Source organism: Pseudomonas sp. 3A(2025), assembly GCF_054589175.1.
Map to the genome: position 1 here is coordinate 204,721 of NZ_BAAILM010000113.1, position 16,719 is coordinate 221,439.

Here is a 16,719-nt window from a genome sequence, read left to right on the forward strand (position 1 = left end):
GCGATGACTTCGCCAACTTTAAATACAGCTGACGAATTACATATTCGTCAGCGCTCACAAGCCCTATTGAAAAAACTTATGACCAAAGACAATCAGAAAATCCTTCACGAGAACACCTCCCCAACAACCAGCACCGCTCCAGCCTTAATGACATGGTCCGTCAAACGCATCAACCTTCCGCGACCAGCCATAATAAAACTACCACTTGCCTTTGCCTGCATCCCCATACTGATGTCAAGTTATGTGACTTTTATTCTATGGGACAGCCTCAGTGAAAACTATGACTTTGTTCTCATTGCCGGAGGCGTATCAACAGCAACCACATTATTTCTTCTGAGGGTCGCACTACAAAAATCTAACTTCCACTACCATATCCATGCCGACCAAGGTGAAGTCGAATACCAGCTTCACACCTCAAAATATGCAGGTGATATCTTTATCGGAATAGTTATCATGCTGATTTTCATGTTCATCCTGCTTGCCATTTTCACAGGCTCACTGCTCTTTCTTTTGGGAACGATCATATTCATCGTTATCCCGGCCACGAGGCTGCTGAAATGGGAGCCTCCTGCGGCACAACACGAAAAAAGCCTGCCCTGGATCAAACACCATTTCGTCACCGTCGACCGCAAATATCTGATCATCGTGGTGCACACCACAGACACCACGACCGGCTTCAAAGCCCGCTTCCCCAACAAAGAGCTCTTCGAACAATATCTCGCCTTCCTGCACACCGCCGTCGCGCCGCATGCAGAATTCACCGAAAAAGTCTGGGAGTGGTAAAGCAAAAAACCCACGCCACCCGCCTCAGCCGATAACGTGGGTCTTCCCCTCTCCTCACCTCAACGCGCGTTAGCCACCCGCCGCAGAGCATTCAACGTCGGATCCTGAGCCGCTGCGACAGTCGCAACCGCTTCATGCTCTCCAACCTTGACCCCCAACAACCCCAGCAACCGCGTACGAATCGCCTGAAAACCCGCCTGGCTACTGTCCCGCTGACGAGGCAAATCAACGTGGATTTCATCAGCGATCTTGCCATGAGCGAGGACGATAACCCGGTCAGCCAGCAGGATGGCTTCGTCGACATCGTGGGTGACCAGCAGCACGGCCGGGGTGTGTTTGCGCCACAGGTCGATGATCAACTGGTGCATGCGGATGCGGGTCAGGGCGTCCAGCGCGGCGAAGGGTTCGTCGAGCAGCAGCAGTTTTGGTTCGCGCACCAGGGCGCGGGCCAGGGCCACACGTTGCGCTTCGCCGCCGGACAGGGTCGCGGGGAAGGCGTTGATGCGGTGCGACAGGCCGACTTCGGTCAGCGCCGCTTCCGCGCGGACCTTGGCGTCGTCGCTGCGCAGGCCGAGCACGACGTTTTTCCAGGCGCGCTTCCAGGGCATCAGGCGCGGCTCCTGAAACACCGCCGCGCGCGCCTTGGGCACGCGTAGTTCGCCGCCTTCGATGCTGTCCAGCCCGGCCAGGCTGCGCAGCAAGGTGGTCTTGCCCGAGCCGCTGGCGCCGAGCAAGGCGACGAATTCGCCGGCGCCGATGTCCAGTTGCAGGTTGTCGATCACCCGTTGTTCGCCGAACTGGCGCACCACATTGCGCAGTTGCACCGCAGCGGGTACGACCGGGTTGGCGGCAGAACGGGTGGTCACAGGGTCCAGCACATCGATAGCACTCATGCTCAGTTCCTCACGAAGGTGGGTCGCCAGGCCAGCGCATGGCGCTCCAGCGTGCGGATGATGCCGTCGATCAACAGGCCCAGGACGCTGTAGATCAACAGGCAGATGACAATCACATCGGTGCGCATGAAGTCGCGCGCATCGCTGGCCAGGTAGCCGATGCCGGCGGTGGTGTTGATCTGTTCGACGAACACCAGGGCCAGCCACGAGATGCCCAGCGCGTAACGCAAGCCGACGAAGAACGATGGCAAGGCGCCCGGCAGGATCACGTGCCAGATCAGCTCGCGGCGGCTCAGGCCCAGGGTGTTGGCGGCTTCGATCAGTTTCGGGTCGATGTTGCGGATGCCAGAGAACAGGTTGAGGTACACCGGAAAGGTGGTGCCGGTGACGATCAGCGCGACCTTGGTGAATTCGCCGATGCCGAACCAGAGGATGAACAGCGGCACCAGCGCCAGCGAAGGAATGGTGCGCAGCATCTGCATCGGCGAGTCGAGAATCACTTCGCCGCGCCTGGACAGGCCGGTGAACAGCGCGGCGGCCACACCGATGGCGACGCCGATGCTCAGGCCCAGCAAGGCCCGTTGCAGGGACACCCAGAGGTGCCCGGCCAGTTCGCCGGAGGTAATCATTTCCCACAGGGTGCCGCCGATCTGTGAGGGCGCGGCGATGACGCGGCTTGGCAACAGGCCGGTCTGCGAGGCCAGTTCCCAGAGCACCAGCAAGGCCAGCGGACTGAGCAGACGCAACGCGAACGCCGGTACTTGCCATTGACGGCGGTTCTGGCGCGTTCCGGCCTTGGCCGGGTCTGGCTTGCTGATGGTCAGAAAGCCGGCGTCGGCGGGGTCGAGGGTCTTTTCAGACATAGGCACATCCTTGGTGAGCAACCCGGACAAAACCACCCGAGCACAGGAAGGCCAATGCTAAGCGCATAAAAAACAGGCGTGAAATTCTATTTGGAAATAACCTAATAGTTAAAAAATCCTGATTATTATCATTTTTTATAATGCGTATTTTTTATAATTAACTTAGACCCAATTGGAATTTCACAGCCACCGCCTGCGCACCTTAAGGTGCCCGCCAACAGGTACCGCTCCCTCAATGAAGCTGCGCAGGAGATTTCATGAGCATCGAATTCATCGGTTACATCGGCACACAACCCGGTTCGGAGATTCATCCGCGCACAGGACCCACCATCCAGCACGAGTACGTCGCCAAGGTGGCCAAGGCCCATGAAGACGCAGGCTTCGACCGCGCGCTGGTGGCCTATCACTCCAACAGCCCGGACAGCGCTTTCGTGGCCGCCCACGCCTCCAGCCTGACCACACGCCTGAAGTTTCTGGTCGCTCACCGCCCGGGCTTTATCGCACCGACCGTGGCAGCACGGCAGTTTGCGACACTGGATGCGTTCAATGGCGGGCGTACTGCCGTACACATCATTACCGGCGGCAACGATCAGGAACTGCGCGCCGACGGCAGCCATATCGGCAAGGACGAACGTTATGCACGCAGCGACGAATACTTGAGCGTGCTGCGTCAGGAATGGACTGCTGAAGCGCCGTTCGATCACAAGGGCGAGTACTACCACGTCGAGGGTGCGCACTCGCAGGTCAAGTCGCCGCAGCAACCGCACATTCCGCTGTACTTCGGCGGCTCGTCAGCGGCCGCGATTGCGGTGGCCGGCAAGCATGCCGATGTCTATGCCTTGTGGGGCGAGACCTACGAGCAAGTGCGCGAGGTGGTCAAGCAGGTGCGCGCAGAAGCGGCCAAACATGGCCGCACCATTCGTTTCAGTTTGTCGCTGCGTCCGATTCTGGCCGAGACCGAAGAACTGGCCTGGGCACGCGCCGACAGCATTCTCGAACGCGCCACGGCGCTGGCCGAAAGCAATGGTTTCGTGCGCAAGGACCCGCCGAACGAAGGCTCGCGCCGCCTGCTGGCAGCGGCGGCACAAGGGGCGCGTCTGGACAAACGCTTGTGGACCGGGATTGCCGGCTTGCTGGGCGCCCAGGGCAACTCCACCTCGCTGGTCGGCACCGCAGAACAGGTGGCCGAAGCGTTACTGGACTATTACGACCTGGGAATCACCACCTTCCTGATTCGCGGCTTCGACCCGCTGGAGGATGCCATCGACTACGGCCGCAAACTGATCCCGCTGACCCGCGAACTGGTTGCCCGGCGCGAGCGCGAAGCGCAGGAAAAGGTGGCTTGACACCCGAGGGTGTCGACACGCCGCGTTATGCGGCCGCCGACACCTGTTTCAACGACTGCGCCACCAGGTTGCCGAAGGCTTCGACCGGGCCTTGCAGGTTGCCCAGAAAGCGCGGGTACACCAGCCACAAGTCCATCACCGGCTTGAAATCCTTCAAGGTCATGATCGCCAGTTGCTCACGGTAGGCGCTGCGTTCCAGCAGCGGCCGTGGCACCAGGCCCAGGCCCATGCCGTCGGCCACCAGCCCCAGTTGCAGCTCGGTGCCGAAGGTTTCCAGATTGACCTTGAGTCCCAGCCCCTGATCCGACAGCGTGCGCTGCAAACCGGCGCGGAAGCCACAACCGTCCGGGTTGAGCACCCAGCCCTGCTGATAACAGTCAGACAGCTTGCCGGCCTTTTTCGGCAGGGCGTCGCGGGCGCAGACCACAACCAGCTCGACTTTGCCGATCGACTCGCCAAGGATGTTGTCCGGGAAGATCTTGCCGGCCGGAAACAGCGCTGCGGCGGCATCCAGCTCGCCATTTTCGATCTTGCCGATCAGGTTGCTGCCCCAGCCAGTCACCACCTGGGCGCGCAGGTCGGGAAAGGCGCCGCGCAGTTGCTTGAGCGCATCGAGCAGCACCACGTCGCCAATGGTCTGCGGCACACCTAAACGCAACTGGCCGCTGGGCGGTGTGTCGCTGGCGACCAGCTCGCGCAGCGAGTCCATCTCGCGCAGGATCGCCAGGCATTTCTGGTAAACCTGATTGCCCATCGGCGTGGGCTTGAGCGGTTTGGTGTTGCGATCGAACAGCTCGACCCCCAGCGCCTGCTCGAAATTCTGCACGCGCCGGGTGATGGCGGGCTGGGTGAGATCCAGCGACTCAGCGGCATGGCTGATCGATTGGCAGCGGATCACAGCAACGAAGGCATCGATATCATCAATTTTCATTCGAACCGCACATAAAGGCATAAAAGGAACATAGGCAAAAATCATAGTGCGATTCGCCGTTTCTGGATAGTCCGCCGCTTGAGCAAGTCGCCCCCTTTTCGCGCATCTTCGCCAACGGCAAAACACCCTCATATGCAGTACAGCACGTACTTTCAAGCTTCAAAAGAGCGTTTCGTTATATGCTAATCATAAAAAAATAGCATATTAGATGACCCTATTATGTTTATATCCATCCATGCCTCAACACAGCCTGGAATGCACATGTCACACACCACACACCCCGAAAGACTCAGGGCCTTCATTGGCGCACTGGCCGAACTGATCGACAGCAATCCGCATGAAAGCGACCTGCTGCATCGCGGCGGCAAACTGCTCTCGCAACTGGTCAGTTTCGATGACTGGTTGCCTGAGGAGTTCGCGGTGCCGGACCCGACCCGTTATCAGCAATTTCTGCTGCATGCCGATTCGCGGCAGCGTTTTTCGGTGGTCAGCTTTGTCTGGGGTCCAGGCCAGAGTACGCCGATCCACGACCACCGCGTCTGGGGCCTGATCGGCATGTTGCGCGGCGCCGAATATTCGCAAGGCTATGTGCGCACCGCAGGCGGCCGCCTGGAGCGTGAAGGCCCGGCCATTCGTCTGGACCCGGGCCAGGTCGAGGCGCTGTCGCCGCGCAGCAACGATGTGCATCAGGTCAACAACGCCTTCGACGACAAAGTCTCGATCAGCATTCATGTGTACGGCGCCAACATCGGTGCCGTCCGCCGTGCGGTGTATCTGCCTGACGGCACCGAGAAACCGTTCATATCCGGCTATTCCAATGCCTTCCTGCCCAACATCTGGGACCTGTCCAAAGAAGTGAGCCAAGCACGATGACTACACATGCAACCCGTTCCTATACCGACATTCGCCAGGCCTTGCTGGAACGGCAAGAACTGGCCCTGGTCGACGTGCGCGAAGAGGCCCCTTTCGCCGAATCGCACCCTTTGTTTGCCGTGAACATCCCGCTGTCCAAACTGGAACTTGAAGTGCTGGCGCGCATCCCGCGCAAAGACACGCAGGTTACGGTTTATGACAACGGCGAAGGCCTGGCACAACTGGCCGTAGAGCGTTTTCAAGCGCTGGGCTATGTCGATGTGAAGCTGCTCGAAGGCGGCCTCAAAGGCTGGGGCGATGCCGGTGGCGAGCTGTTTATCGACGTCAATGTGCCGAGCAAGGCGTTTGGCGAACTGGTCGAACACCATCGCCAAACGCCATCGCTGGCCGCTGAAGAGGTCAAGGCCTTGCTGGATGCCAAGGCCGATGTGGTGGTGCTCGACGCACGCCGCTTCGACGAATACCAGACCATGAGCATCCCGACCGGCATCAGCGTGCCGGGCGCTGAACTGGTGCTGCGTGCCCGTGAACTGGCGCCTGACCCGGCCACACGCATCGTCGTCAACTGCGCCGGCCGCACGCGCAGCATCATCGGCACCCAGTCGCTGGTCAACGCAGGCCTGCCCAACCCGATCAGCGCGCTGCGCAACGGCACCATCGGCTGGCTGCTGGCCGGCCAGACCCTGGACCACGGCCAGGCGCGGCGCTTTGCCGAAGTCAGTGAAGACACCCGCGAAACTGCCAGCGCCGATGCTCGTCGCGTCGCTGACAAGGCCCGCGTCAAACGCGCCAGCCTGAGCGAGCTGCACACCTGGCAGGCCGATGCCGCACGCACCACGTACCTGTTCGATGTGCGCACCCCGGAGGAATTCGCCAAAGGCCATTTGCCGGGCGCACGCTCCACGCCGGGCGGCCAGTTGGTGCAGGAAACCGACCATTTCGCCAGCGTACGCGGTGCGCGCATCGTGCTGGCCGATGACGATGGCGTGCGTGCCAACATGTCGGCTTCGTGGCTGGCCCAGTTGGGCTGGGAAGTCTATGTGCTCGACGGCGTGCAAGCGGCGCAGTTCAGCGAGACCGGTGATTGGGACGCGCCCTACCCCAACCCGCCGCAGGTCGAAGAAATCAGCCCCGAGACCCTGGCCGAATGGCAGGCCCAGGACAACGTCGCGGTGCTGGATTTCACCGCCAGCGCCAATTACGTCAAGCAGCACATTCCCGGCGCCTGGTGGACCTTGCGTGCCGACCTGGACAACGCCGTGGCCAAGGTGCCGGCGGCCGAACGCTATGTGCTGACCTGCGGCAGCAGCCGTCTGGCGCGCCTGGCGGTGGCCAAGGTTGAGGAACTGACCGGCAAGCCGGTGTTTCTGCTCAATGGCGGCACCGCCAGCTGGATCAAGGCCGGCCTGGCGCTGGAGCACGGCGAAACCCGCCTGGCCTCGCCACGCATCGACCGCTACCGCCGCCCGTACGAAGGCACCGACGCACCGCGTGAAGCGATGCAGGCGTACCTGGATTGGGAATACGGCCTGGTCGCGCAGTTGGGCCGTGACGGCACCCACGGCTTCTATGTGATCTGATCCGATTGCCATATTTATCGGCTGGGCAATCGCATATTGCCCAGCCTTTAAATTACAAAAAATTATATTAATCAAAAATATAATCAAACAAATACATAATTAGCTTATAGCCAAACGTTCCTTCCCTCCCCGTTCTTATAGGCATAACTTCAATTCAAGACCGACCCCCAGCCTGGCGGACGTCCTCCAATCGCCTGCTGCACGGTCTTGCCATGACCTGCTCGACTCGACGACAGCAGCGCCAGATGCGTGCAATCACTCGACAATTTTCAGGAGCAGTCTCATGAGCAAGCAACGTCATTTGAAACTCGGTGCCATGATTCACGGCGTCGGTCATGGCTGGGGCGAATGGCGGCATGCCGATGCCCAGCCCGATGCCAGTGTCAATTTCGGCTTCTACAAGCAGCAGGCACGACTGGCCGAAGACGCCAAATTCGATTTCGTGTTCATTGCCGACAGCCTGCACATTCATGAAAAATCCAGCCCGCACTACCTCAACCGCTTCGAGCCGCTGACCATTCTGTCGGCGCTGGCCGCGACCACCGAGCACATCGGCCTGGTGGCCACCGTGACCGTGAGCTACACCGAACCCTTTCAGGTGGCCCGTCAGTTCGCTTCGCTGGACCACATCAGCGGCGGCCGTGCCGGCTGGAACATCGTCACCTCGTGGCTCAGCGGCACTGCCGATAACTTCGGCAAGAGCGAGCACCCGCCGCACGCCACGCGCTACCGCATTGCCAAAGAGCACGTGAGCGTGGTCAAAGGCCTGTGGGACTCGTGGGAAGACGACGCCTTTACCCGCAACAAACAGACCGGCGAGTTCTTCGCGCCGAACAAGCTGCACGCACTCAATCACCAGGGTGAATTCTTCAAGGTCAAAGGCCCGCTGAACATCGCCCGCTCCCGCCAGGGCCAGCCGGTGTTGTTCCAGGCCGGTACCAGCAACGACGGGCGTAACTTTGCCGCTGAATACTCCGATGCGATTTTCGTCCATGTCGAGTCGCTGGAAGACGGCATTGCCTACGCCAAAGACCTCAAGCAACGCGCTGCCGGTTTTGGCCGCGATCCGCAGCAATTGTCGATCCTGCCGGGCATCCGCCCGATTGTCGGGCGTGATGAAGCCGAGGTCGAATCACGCTTCCAGCAGGTGGTGGACCTGGTCAGCATCGAGGACGCCATCGTCGCGCTGGGTCGTCCTTTCAACGACCACGACTTCACTCAGTACCCGCTCGACGAACCGTTCCCGGAACTGGGCGATCTGGGTTCCAACAGCCAGAAAGGCGGCTCTGACCGCATCAAGCAACTGGCCAAGGACGAAAACCTGACCCTGCGTGAGGTGGCGCTGTATTTCTCGCGCCCACGCCGCGACTTTGTCGGCACCCCGGAGCAAGTGGCCGACACCGTACAAACCTGGTTCGAACAAGGCGCTGCCGACGGTTTCATCATCAACTCGGTGCTGCCTGACGGCCTGAAATATTTCGCCGAGTTGGTCGTACCGATCCTGCAGCAGCGCGGCCTGTTCCGCACCGAGTACCAAAGCCAGACCCTGCGCGAGCACTTTGGCCTGGAAGTGCCAGTCAACCGCCATGCACGCGCCGAACACACTCAAGAGGAGGCCGTGGCATGAGCCAGTCTTTGAACCAGCAACTGGCCGATCTGCACGCCGAGCGTGTCGCCAACTGGGCACCTGAGGTGCTGCAGGTCAATATCAACCAGCGCCAGCACCTGGTCGACAGCGCCGACACCGAGCGCTTCGTCAAGGCCGGCGACCACATCGAGCCGTTCGAACTGCTCAAGGTCGAAGGCGGCACTCTGAGCCGCGAACAGTTGCTGGAAAGCGGCGCGGCGGTGCTGGTGTTCTTCCGCTTTGCCGGGTGCCCAGCGTGCAATATCGCCATCCCGCATTACGACCGTCAGCTGGTACCGGCACTCAAGGCGCTGGGCGTGCCGCTGGTCGCCGTCAGCCCGCAGGTGCCGGAGCGGCTGATCGAGATCAAGCAAAAGCACACGTTGCAATTGCAGGTCGCCAGCGACAAGGACAACGAACTGGGCCGCCGCCTGGGAATCCTCTACAGCTTCGATGACGCGTCGCGCCAGGCGGCGCTGAGCAAGGGTAAATCGATCGGCGAAGTGACCGGCACCGGCACCTGGGAGCTGCCGCAACCGACCGTGGTGGTGCTCGATGCCGATGCGCGTGTGGTGTTTGCCCAGGTCAGCCCCGACTGGCTGGTACGCACCGAAGCCGAACCCATTCTGCAGGCAGTCGAGCTGGCCCTGGCGACCCGCAAGACCGCAGCGGCCGTTTGAGGCGCCACCACTACCTTTTGCGCACAAGGAACCGCACATGAGTCTCACAAGTCTTCGTCAGCACCATGACGAACCGGAATCTGCCGAGGCGTTCAGCGCCAGGCTGGCGACCATTACCGCGCAACTGGCAGCCACTGCCGAGCGTTACGACGAGTCGGGCGAGTTTCCGCATGAAAACTTTCGCCTGCTGCACGAGCACGGCCTGCTGGGCCTGACCGTACCGCGTGAACTGGGCGGCGGTGGTGCCGATCTGCCCCAGGCCCTGGAGGTGATCAGCGCCGTGGCCCGGGGGGAACCGTCCACGGCGCTGGTGCTGGTCATGCAGTACATCCAGCATGCGTGCCTGCAAGACAGCCAGCAGTGGCCCGAACACCTGCGTCAGCAAGTGGCCATCGAGGCGGTGCGCGACGGCGCGCTGATCAATGCCCTGCGCGTAGAACCCGACCTTGGCACCCCGGCACGCGGCGGCTTACCCGCCACCACTGCCCGGCGTACGCCTGAAGGCTGGCGCATCAGCGGGCGCAAGATCTACTCCACCGGCAGCCACGGCCTGACCTGGTTTGGTGTGTGGGCGCGCAGCGACGATGAAGACCCGTTGGTGGGTACCTACCTGGTGCATAAGGACACGCCGGGCATCAGCATCGTCGAAGACTGGGATCACCTGGGCATGCGCGCCACCAGCAGCCATGAGGTGATCTTCGAAGACGTGCTGGTGCCGCTGGAGCATGCCGTCAGCGTCAGCCGCTGGAGTGCGCCGCGTTCGGAGCTGGACCCGGCCGGCATGCTGTGGATGTCGGTGTTGCTGTCGGCGGTCTACGACGGCGTGGCACACGCCGCACGCGACTGGCTGGTGACGTGGCTGGAACAGCGCAAACCGTCCAACCTCGGCGCCTCGCTGGCCACCTTGCCGCGTTTTCAGGAAGTGGTCGGCAAGATCGACACGCTGTTGTTCGCCAACCAGAACCTGCTGAGCACCGCGGCCCTTGGCCTGGTGCCCACCCAGCATGCGGCGCAAATCAAGTACCTGGCCACCGACAACGCCCTGCGTGCGGTAGAGGTCGCCATCGAAGCCAGCGGCAACCCAGGCCTGTCGCGCAGCAACCCGTTGCAGCGTCACTACCGCAATGTGCTCTGTGCGCGGGTGCACACCCCGCAGAACGACGCCGTGCTGCAAGGTATCGGCAAGGCGGTGTTTGCGAGCCGCCAGCCCGCCTGACCTTACGCTTTACCCCAACAAGCCAAACGGCGCCCTGCAGGTTGTAGCGGCGCCGTTTGTCGTTTTGGCGTGCGTCTTACGTCATCGTACAGCGAGGCCTGTTGCGTCTTCGGCCTGTTTTCTGTCTGAAAAACCTAAAAAACCGGTCACATTGTAGGACAACCCTTAAGGCAATTTCTTAAATGGCCATTTGGATCCTTATCGCCCCTGAAAACCGCTGCCGCCATGAAGTCTCTGAATCAACGAGAACTTATCTGACCCGGCAATCAACTTAAGTTTTCATCAAGGCACGCCGGCATACCAGATACCCGGCAGTCGGCTTAGGGGTTATCCCGATACTGAGGGCAAATTGCCACCGATATCATCGTCAGACTTTTACATAATCGAATGGATGCGAGAATGCTGATTTATCTTGCTTTCTGGGCTGGCCTGATTGTCGCTGCAACCGGAATTGCACTGACTCATACCCTTGTCGGCGCCGCAGGCCTGGCGATCATCGCCATCGCCACCTTGAGCCTGCACCTGCGCGCCCCCGTCACCACAGCCGCCCGTCACGAAACGCTCGATCTTCCAGACACCGCACCCACCGCCCCCGATGTGCCGGCCTTGCTGCACAGCGTGGTGCCCAGCTGGAGCGACAGCATCGCCCAGAGCCGTCACTTGCTGCAAAGCAACATCGGCGACCTGTTCGAGCGCTTCAGCAACATTGCCAGCCGCCTGGAAGGCAGCGTTGGCAACTCGGAAAACATCCTCGCCAATGGTGGCGTCGGCAGTAGCCTGCGCGATGCCAACCAACGCCTTAAGGAGGTTACTGAGGCGTTTCAGGCCAGTAGCCAGCGTCAGCACAGCCTGATCGAGACCATCAGCCAGCTCGGCAATTACACCGGCCAGTTGCAGCAGATGGCCAAGCGCGTCCAGGAAGTCGCCAGCCAGACCAACCTGCTGGCCCTGAATGCCGCCATTGAAGCGGCGCGTGCCGGCGAGCACGGCCGGGGGTTTTCGGTGGTGGCCGACGAGGTGCGCAAGCTTTCTTCGTTGTCTGCCGAGACCGGCCAGGGCATGGACGCCAAGGTGGTCGAAATCAATCACGCCATCGCCTCGACCATCAGCGCCGCCACAGCGCTGGGCGAAAGCGAGCGCAGCAACCTGGCGTTTCTCGATGGCTCGGTCAAGCAGGTCATGAGCCATCTGGAAAACAACCTCAACGAGTTGTCCGACGCCTCCCGAACCCTGCAAAACGATGCCCGCGATACCCAGCACGACATCCAGGCCATCATGGTCAATCTGCAGTTTCAGGATCGCGCCGACCAGATGCTCGATCACGTGCAGAGCGACCAGCAACAGTTGCTCAGCGCCCTGCATGAACAGGACGCCAGCCTGCATGACCCGCGTGCCTGGCTCGAACGCCTGCGCCAGCGCTTCACGACCGAAGAGGAACGCCACGGGCGAACCGCAAGCACGGCCAACAACGAAGTCACGTTTTTCTGACAGGCCACATTTTTCTGATTGCCCTTCTATGTACGAGACCTGACACATGGCCAAGACCGTAATGATCGTTGATGACTCTTCTTCGATGCGCCAACTGGTGAGGATGAGCCTGACCGGCGCAGGCCATCAAGTGATCGAGGCCAGCGACGGCCAGGACGCGCTGAACAAGCTGACCGGGCAGAAAGTCAACCTGATCATCAGCGACGTGAACATGCCCAACCTGGACGGCATCGGCCTGGTCAAGGCGGTCAAGGCGCGCCCTGAATACCGCTTTACCCCGATCATCATGCTCACCACCGAAAGCGAGCAGTCGAAAAAAGCCGAAGGCCAGGCTGCCGGTGCCAAGGCCTGGATCGTCAAGCCTTTCCAGCCCCAGCAGTTGCTTGCGGCGGTCGAAAAGCTGATGGGGTAAGCCCATGTTCTCGATCACCCCAGCCACAGCCGACAGCCCTGCACGCATGCAGGTGAATGGCGACCTGACCATCTATGAAGTGCAGCAGGCCCATGAGCAACTCATGGGCCTGCTGCCGGGCGTTGAAGCGCCCTGGCAACTGGATTTGTCTGGCGTCCAGGAGCTGGACAGCGCCGGCGTGCAACTGCTGCTGGCCCTGCACCAGGCGCTGTCGATGCACGGGCAACCCGCCACCGTGCTCGCGGCCTCGCCGAGTGTGCAGGAGCTGGCCGGGCTGCTGGCCCTGGATGTCCTCTACCCCATCGCCCTGGCCGAGGATTGAACAATGCTCAGCGCCGATCAGTGGAACCAGCTTTTGCAGGGCTTTCTGGATGAAGGCCGCGACCTGCTCAAGGAGGCTGAAGACAGCCTGCTGCGTCTGGAAACCCGTCCGGACGATGACGAGGCGGTCAACCAGTTGTTTCGGGCGGTGCATACCCTCAAGGGCTCGGCCGGCATCTTTTCGCTGACGCCTCTGGTCGGTTTGACCCATCATCTGGAAAGCTTGCTGATGTCGGTGCGCGACGGGCAACTGGCGCTGACCTCGCTGATCCTCAATTGCATGGACGAACTGCGCGTCATGCTCGAAAGCGTCGACCCGGCCATCGGCGAGTTGCCGGCCGATGAAGCGCGTCAGGCGCCGTTGCTTGAAGCATTGGCGCACGCGCAGGGTGCTCAACAAACGTCCGCCATTGAACAACCCGCGCAGACGTTGCAGAACACCGACAGCGAGCCTGCGCGTGACTGGCAGATCAGCATTGGTTTTGCGCCCGAACTGTTCGAGAACGGTTTCGACCCGGCCGCCTTTGTGCGCTACCTGAAAAAGCTCGGCAGCATCACGCACATGGTCACCCGCACTCCGACCCTGCCGGCGCTGCACGAACTCAACCCGCACCAGTGCCATCTGGCGCTGGACATCAGTCTGCGCAGTGCGGCCACGCGTGAAGAAATCGAAGATGTCTTCGAGTTCATCCAGGACTTTTGCACACTGCACATCAAAGCCCTGGACGAGGATCTACCGCTTGTAGTGATCGAACAGCCGCCAGTGCCCGCGACGTCGCTGGTGCACAGCCAGCCCGAGCGGGCGTCCGCCAGCACAGGCAGCACCAGCACCACCAGCCGCGAACGGCGCCCCAGCGAATCGGCGATGATCAAGGTCTCGGCCAGCAAGCTCGACGAGTTGATCAACCTGGTGGGCGAACTGGTCATCAGCACGGCCGGCGCGCAGATTCAGGCGCGACTGTCGGGGGACAATCGCTGCATCGAAAGCACCCAGGCGGTGTTCCAGCATGTCGAACAGATCCGCGACAACGCGTTGAAGCTGCGCATGGTCGAGGTGGGCGAAACCTTCAACCGCTTCCACCGCGTGGTGCGCGATGTCAGCCAGGAGCTGGACAAGAAGATCCAGCTGACCATTCGCGGCGGCGAGACCGAACTGGACAAGTCAGTGATCGACAAGATTGCCGACCCGCTGACCCATCTGGTGCGCAATGCCATTGATCACGGCATAGAACCTGCGGCCGAGCGCCTGGCCGCCGGCAAGCCGGTCGAGGGCAACCTGAGCCTGAATGCCTATCACGACTCCGGGATGATCGTGCTGGAAATCAGCGACGACGGTCGCGGGCTCAACACCCAGCGCATTCTGGACAAGGCTATCGCCAAAGGCATGGTCGAGCCCGACGCCGTGCTGGCCGAACGCGATATTCATGCGCTGATCTTCGAGCCGGGCTTTTCCACCGCCGAGCAGGTGTCGAACCTGTCGGGCCGTGGTGTAGGGATGGACGTGGTACGCAGCGCCATCGACCAGTTGCGCGGCCTGATCGAAATCGACTCGGTGGCAGGCTTTGGCTGCATCTTCCGTATTCGCCTGCCGCTGACCCTGGCAATCATCGACGGCTTTCAGGTCAGCGTCGGCGACGAAAGCTTCGTGATCCCGCTGGACATGGTCACCGAATGCATGGAAGCCCCGGAGCACGCGCTCGACAAGGGTCATGGCTACCTCAACCTGCGCGGCCATCCGCTGCCATGCATTGCCCTGGACAGCCACTTCGGCATCAAGGCCAGCCCTTCACGGCGACGCAATATCGTGGTGGTCAGTCAAGGCCGGCAACAGGCGGGTCTGGTGGTCGATCAGTTGCACGGTGAGCTGCAAACGGTGATCAAGCCACTGGGCAAGATGTTCCAGCACCTGCGCGGCATCAGCGGCTCGACCATTCTCGGCTCGGGCCAGGTGGCACTGATTCTCGATATCCCCAGTCTGCTGCGCCACTTACAAACGCAAGTCGAAACCCCGGCCCAGGCACCGCCCGGCATGGCCAACGCGTACTAACTACTACAGCCTTTCAGGAGATCAACCATGCAGTTCATTCGCAACATGAAGATAGGGTTAAGGCTGACGCTGGGCTTTCTGGTGGTGGTGGTTCTGACCGGCATCATCGGGGTAATCGGCATCCGTAACCTGGACCAGGTCAACCAGCTTTCCGACCGCATGTACGACGTCGATGTCGAAGGCATGTCGCAACTGCAAGAGGCCAATATCGAGCTGGTGATGATTGGTCGCTCGCTGCGCGGCGCCATCCTGAGCCCCACCGCTGCCGAGCGGGAACGCTTGCTGGCCAACACCCTGAAATCCATCGAGCAGACCCGGGCGCTGATCGCCAAGGGTCGCGAAAGCTTTCTGACCAAGGAAGGCCAGGACAAATTCGACCAGATCAGTGGACCACTCACCGACTACGAAACAGCGGTCAAGCAAGTAGTCACGCTGGTGCGCCAGTCGACCCAGTTGCAGGAAGCCGGCGAAGTGACCGACCTGTTGTCCCGCGCCATGGTCAGTGGTGACGTGGTAGACCGCGTGCTCGGTGAAATCGTCGATCACAAGAAAAACCGTGCCGGCCAGGCCAACGAAGAAATCACCAGCATTGCCGAAAGTTCGCGCGTGCAGATGATCGGTCTGATCATCGCTGCCACCCTGCTGGGCATCCTCATCGGCGCGCTGGTCACGCGCAGCATCACCAAGCCGCTGGGCGGCGCCGTCGAAGCGGCCAACCGCATGGCCGCCGGCGACCTGAGCAAAGACCTTGAGGTCAACAGCAAGGACGAAACCGGCCAGTTGCTGGGCGCGATGCAGAACATGGCCGTGCGCCTGCGCAGCATTCTGGGTGATGTGCGCAGCGCTGCCGATGCGTTGTCGTCGGCTTCCGAGCAAGTCAGTTCGACCTCGCAATCGTTGAGCCAGGCGGCCAACGAACAGGCCGCCAGCGTCGAACAGACCAGTGCCTCGGTCGAACAGATGTCAGCGTCGATTTCGCAGAACACCGAAAGCGCCAAGATCACCGATGGCATCGCCGGCAAGGCCGCCAACGATGCGGTGCAAGGCGGAGGTGCGGTGAGCGACACGGTGCTGGCCATGAAGCAGATCGCCGACAAGATCAGCATCATTGACGACATTGCCTACCAGACCAACCTGCTGGCCCTGAACGCCGCCATTGAAGCGGCGCGTGCCGGCGATCACGGCAAGGGCTTTGCCGTGGTGGCCGCCGAGGTGCGCAAGCTGGCCGAACGCAGCCAGGTCGCCGCTCAGGAAATCGGCCAGGTGGCCTCCAGCAGCGTACAACTGGCCGAACAGGCCGGCCGCCTGCTCAACGAGATCGTGCCCAATATCCAGAAGACTTCGGACCTGGTGCAGGAAATCACTGCTGCATCCCAGGAGCAAAGCGGCGCGGCCGGGCAGATCAATATAGCCATGGGCCAGATGAACCAGATTACCCAGCAGAACGCCTCGGCCTCCGAAGAGCTGGCGGCCACCGCCGAAGAAATGAACGCCCAGGCCGGGCAACTGCAAGAACTGATCGGTTTCTTTCGCTTCGACGAAAACGCGTCCAGCCGCCCTTTGCCACGCATCAACGACAGCCACTCCGGCACGCCAGCCTCCTGGTCGCGCGGCAAGAGCCAGGTCGATGAAGGCCAGTTCGTCAGTTTCGGTTGACGG

General features: G+C 61.2%; 15 protein-coding genes. 12 read left to right on the top strand and 3 right to left on the bottom strand.

Going from position 1 to position 16,719, the window contains the following annotated elements; genetic code table 11:
• Nucleotides 1-3: 3 nt before the first annotated feature.
• Entirely contained in the window at nt 4-783 is a 780-nt protein-coding gene (locus ACYP2A_RS27545) for a permease (protein WP_459749086.1), read from the top strand.
• Nucleotides 784-842: 59 nt separating this feature from the next.
• Here the strand turns inward: ACYP2A_RS27545 and ACYP2A_RS27550 are convergent, their stop codons facing one another.
• Both ACYP2A_RS27550 and ACYP2A_RS27555 read right to left on the bottom strand, forming a co-directional pair.
• Entirely contained in the window at nt 843-1,676 is an 834-nt protein-coding gene (locus ACYP2A_RS27550) for an ABC transporter ATP-binding protein (protein WP_459749087.1), read from the bottom strand.
• A gap of 2 nt (nt 1,677-1,678) precedes the next feature.
• The gene (locus ACYP2A_RS27555; protein ID WP_459749088.1) at nt 1,679-2,539 is read right to left on the bottom strand and encodes an ABC transporter permease; all 861 of its coding nucleotides are present in this window, start codon (nt 2,537-2,539) and stop codon (nt 1,679-1,681) included.
• 257 nt (nt 2,540-2,796) lie between these two features.
• On the opposite strand from ACYP2A_RS27555, the gene ACYP2A_RS27560 reads away from it, so the two are divergent.
• Nucleotides 2,797-3,885, top strand: coding sequence for an LLM class flavin-dependent oxidoreductase (locus ACYP2A_RS27560; RefSeq protein ID WP_459749089.1), 1,089 nt, complete (start codon nt 2,797-2,799; stop codon nt 3,883-3,885).
• Between the two features lie 25 nt (nt 3,886-3,910).
• Here ACYP2A_RS27560 and ACYP2A_RS27565 read toward each other — a convergent pair whose 3' ends face one another.
• On the bottom strand, nt 3,911-4,816 hold the full coding sequence (locus ACYP2A_RS27565; protein WP_459749090.1) for a LysR family transcriptional regulator: 906 nt from the start codon (nt 4,814-4,816) through the stop codon (nt 3,911-3,913).
• Nucleotides 4,817-5,077: 261 nt separating this feature from the next.
• Here ACYP2A_RS27565 and ACYP2A_RS27570 point away from each other — a divergent pair, with 261 nt between their 5' ends.
• From ACYP2A_RS27570 to ACYP2A_RS27615, 10 genes are all read left to right on the top strand, one after another.
• The gene (locus ACYP2A_RS27570) at nt 5,078-5,689 is read left to right on the top strand and encodes a cysteine dioxygenase family protein (RefSeq protein ID WP_459749091.1); all 612 of its coding nucleotides are present in this window, start codon (nt 5,078-5,080) and stop codon (nt 5,687-5,689) included.
• On the top strand, nt 5,686-7,269 hold the full coding sequence (locus ACYP2A_RS27575; protein WP_459749092.1) for a rhodanese homology domain-containing protein: 1,584 nt from the start codon (nt 5,686-5,688) through the stop codon (nt 7,267-7,269). The genes ACYP2A_RS27570 and ACYP2A_RS27575 overlap by 4 nt, the downstream gene beginning before the upstream one ends.
• Nucleotides 7,270-7,552: 283 nt before the next feature.
• Nucleotides 7,553-8,896 carry an LLM class flavin-dependent oxidoreductase gene (locus ACYP2A_RS27580; protein WP_459749093.1) on the top strand — a complete coding sequence of 448 codons (1,344 nt, stop codon included), beginning with the start codon at nt 7,553-7,555 and terminating at the stop codon, nt 8,894-8,896.
• On the top strand, nt 8,893-9,576 hold the full coding sequence (locus ACYP2A_RS27585) for a peroxiredoxin-like family protein (RefSeq protein ID WP_459749094.1): 684 nt from the start codon (nt 8,893-8,895) through the stop codon (nt 9,574-9,576). The genes ACYP2A_RS27580 and ACYP2A_RS27585 overlap by 4 nt, the downstream gene beginning before the upstream one ends.
• Nucleotides 9,577-9,613: 37 nt before the next feature.
• Nucleotides 9,614-10,792 carry an acyl-CoA dehydrogenase family protein gene (locus tag ACYP2A_RS27590; protein WP_459749095.1) on the top strand — a complete coding sequence of 393 codons (1,179 nt, stop codon included), beginning with the start codon at nt 9,614-9,616 and terminating at the stop codon, nt 10,790-10,792.
• 399 nt (nt 10,793-11,191) lie between these two features.
• Complete coding sequence (locus ACYP2A_RS27595) at nt 11,192-12,280, top strand: methyl-accepting chemotaxis protein (protein ID WP_459749096.1); 1,089 nt, start codon at nt 11,192-11,194, stop codon at nt 12,278-12,280.
• A gap of 46 nt (nt 12,281-12,326) precedes the next feature.
• Nucleotides 12,327-12,692 carry a response regulator gene (locus ACYP2A_RS27600; RefSeq protein WP_459749097.1) on the top strand — a complete coding sequence of 122 codons (366 nt, stop codon included), beginning with the start codon at nt 12,327-12,329 and terminating at the stop codon, nt 12,690-12,692.
• 4 nt (nt 12,693-12,696) lie between these two features.
• On the top strand, nt 12,697-13,014 hold the full coding sequence (locus ACYP2A_RS27605; protein WP_459749098.1) for an STAS domain-containing protein: 318 nt from the start codon (nt 12,697-12,699) through the stop codon (nt 13,012-13,014).
• Between the two features lie 3 nt (nt 13,015-13,017).
• Nucleotides 13,018-15,060, top strand: coding sequence for a chemotaxis protein CheA (locus tag ACYP2A_RS27610; protein WP_459749099.1), 2,043 nt, complete (start codon nt 13,018-13,020; stop codon nt 15,058-15,060).
• 27 nt (nt 15,061-15,087) lie between these two features.
• Nucleotides 15,088-16,716, top strand: a complete 1,629-nt coding sequence (locus tag ACYP2A_RS27615; protein WP_459749100.1) for a methyl-accepting chemotaxis protein — start codon at nt 15,088-15,090, stop codon at nt 16,714-16,716.
• Nucleotides 16,717-16,719: the final 3 nt, after the last annotated feature.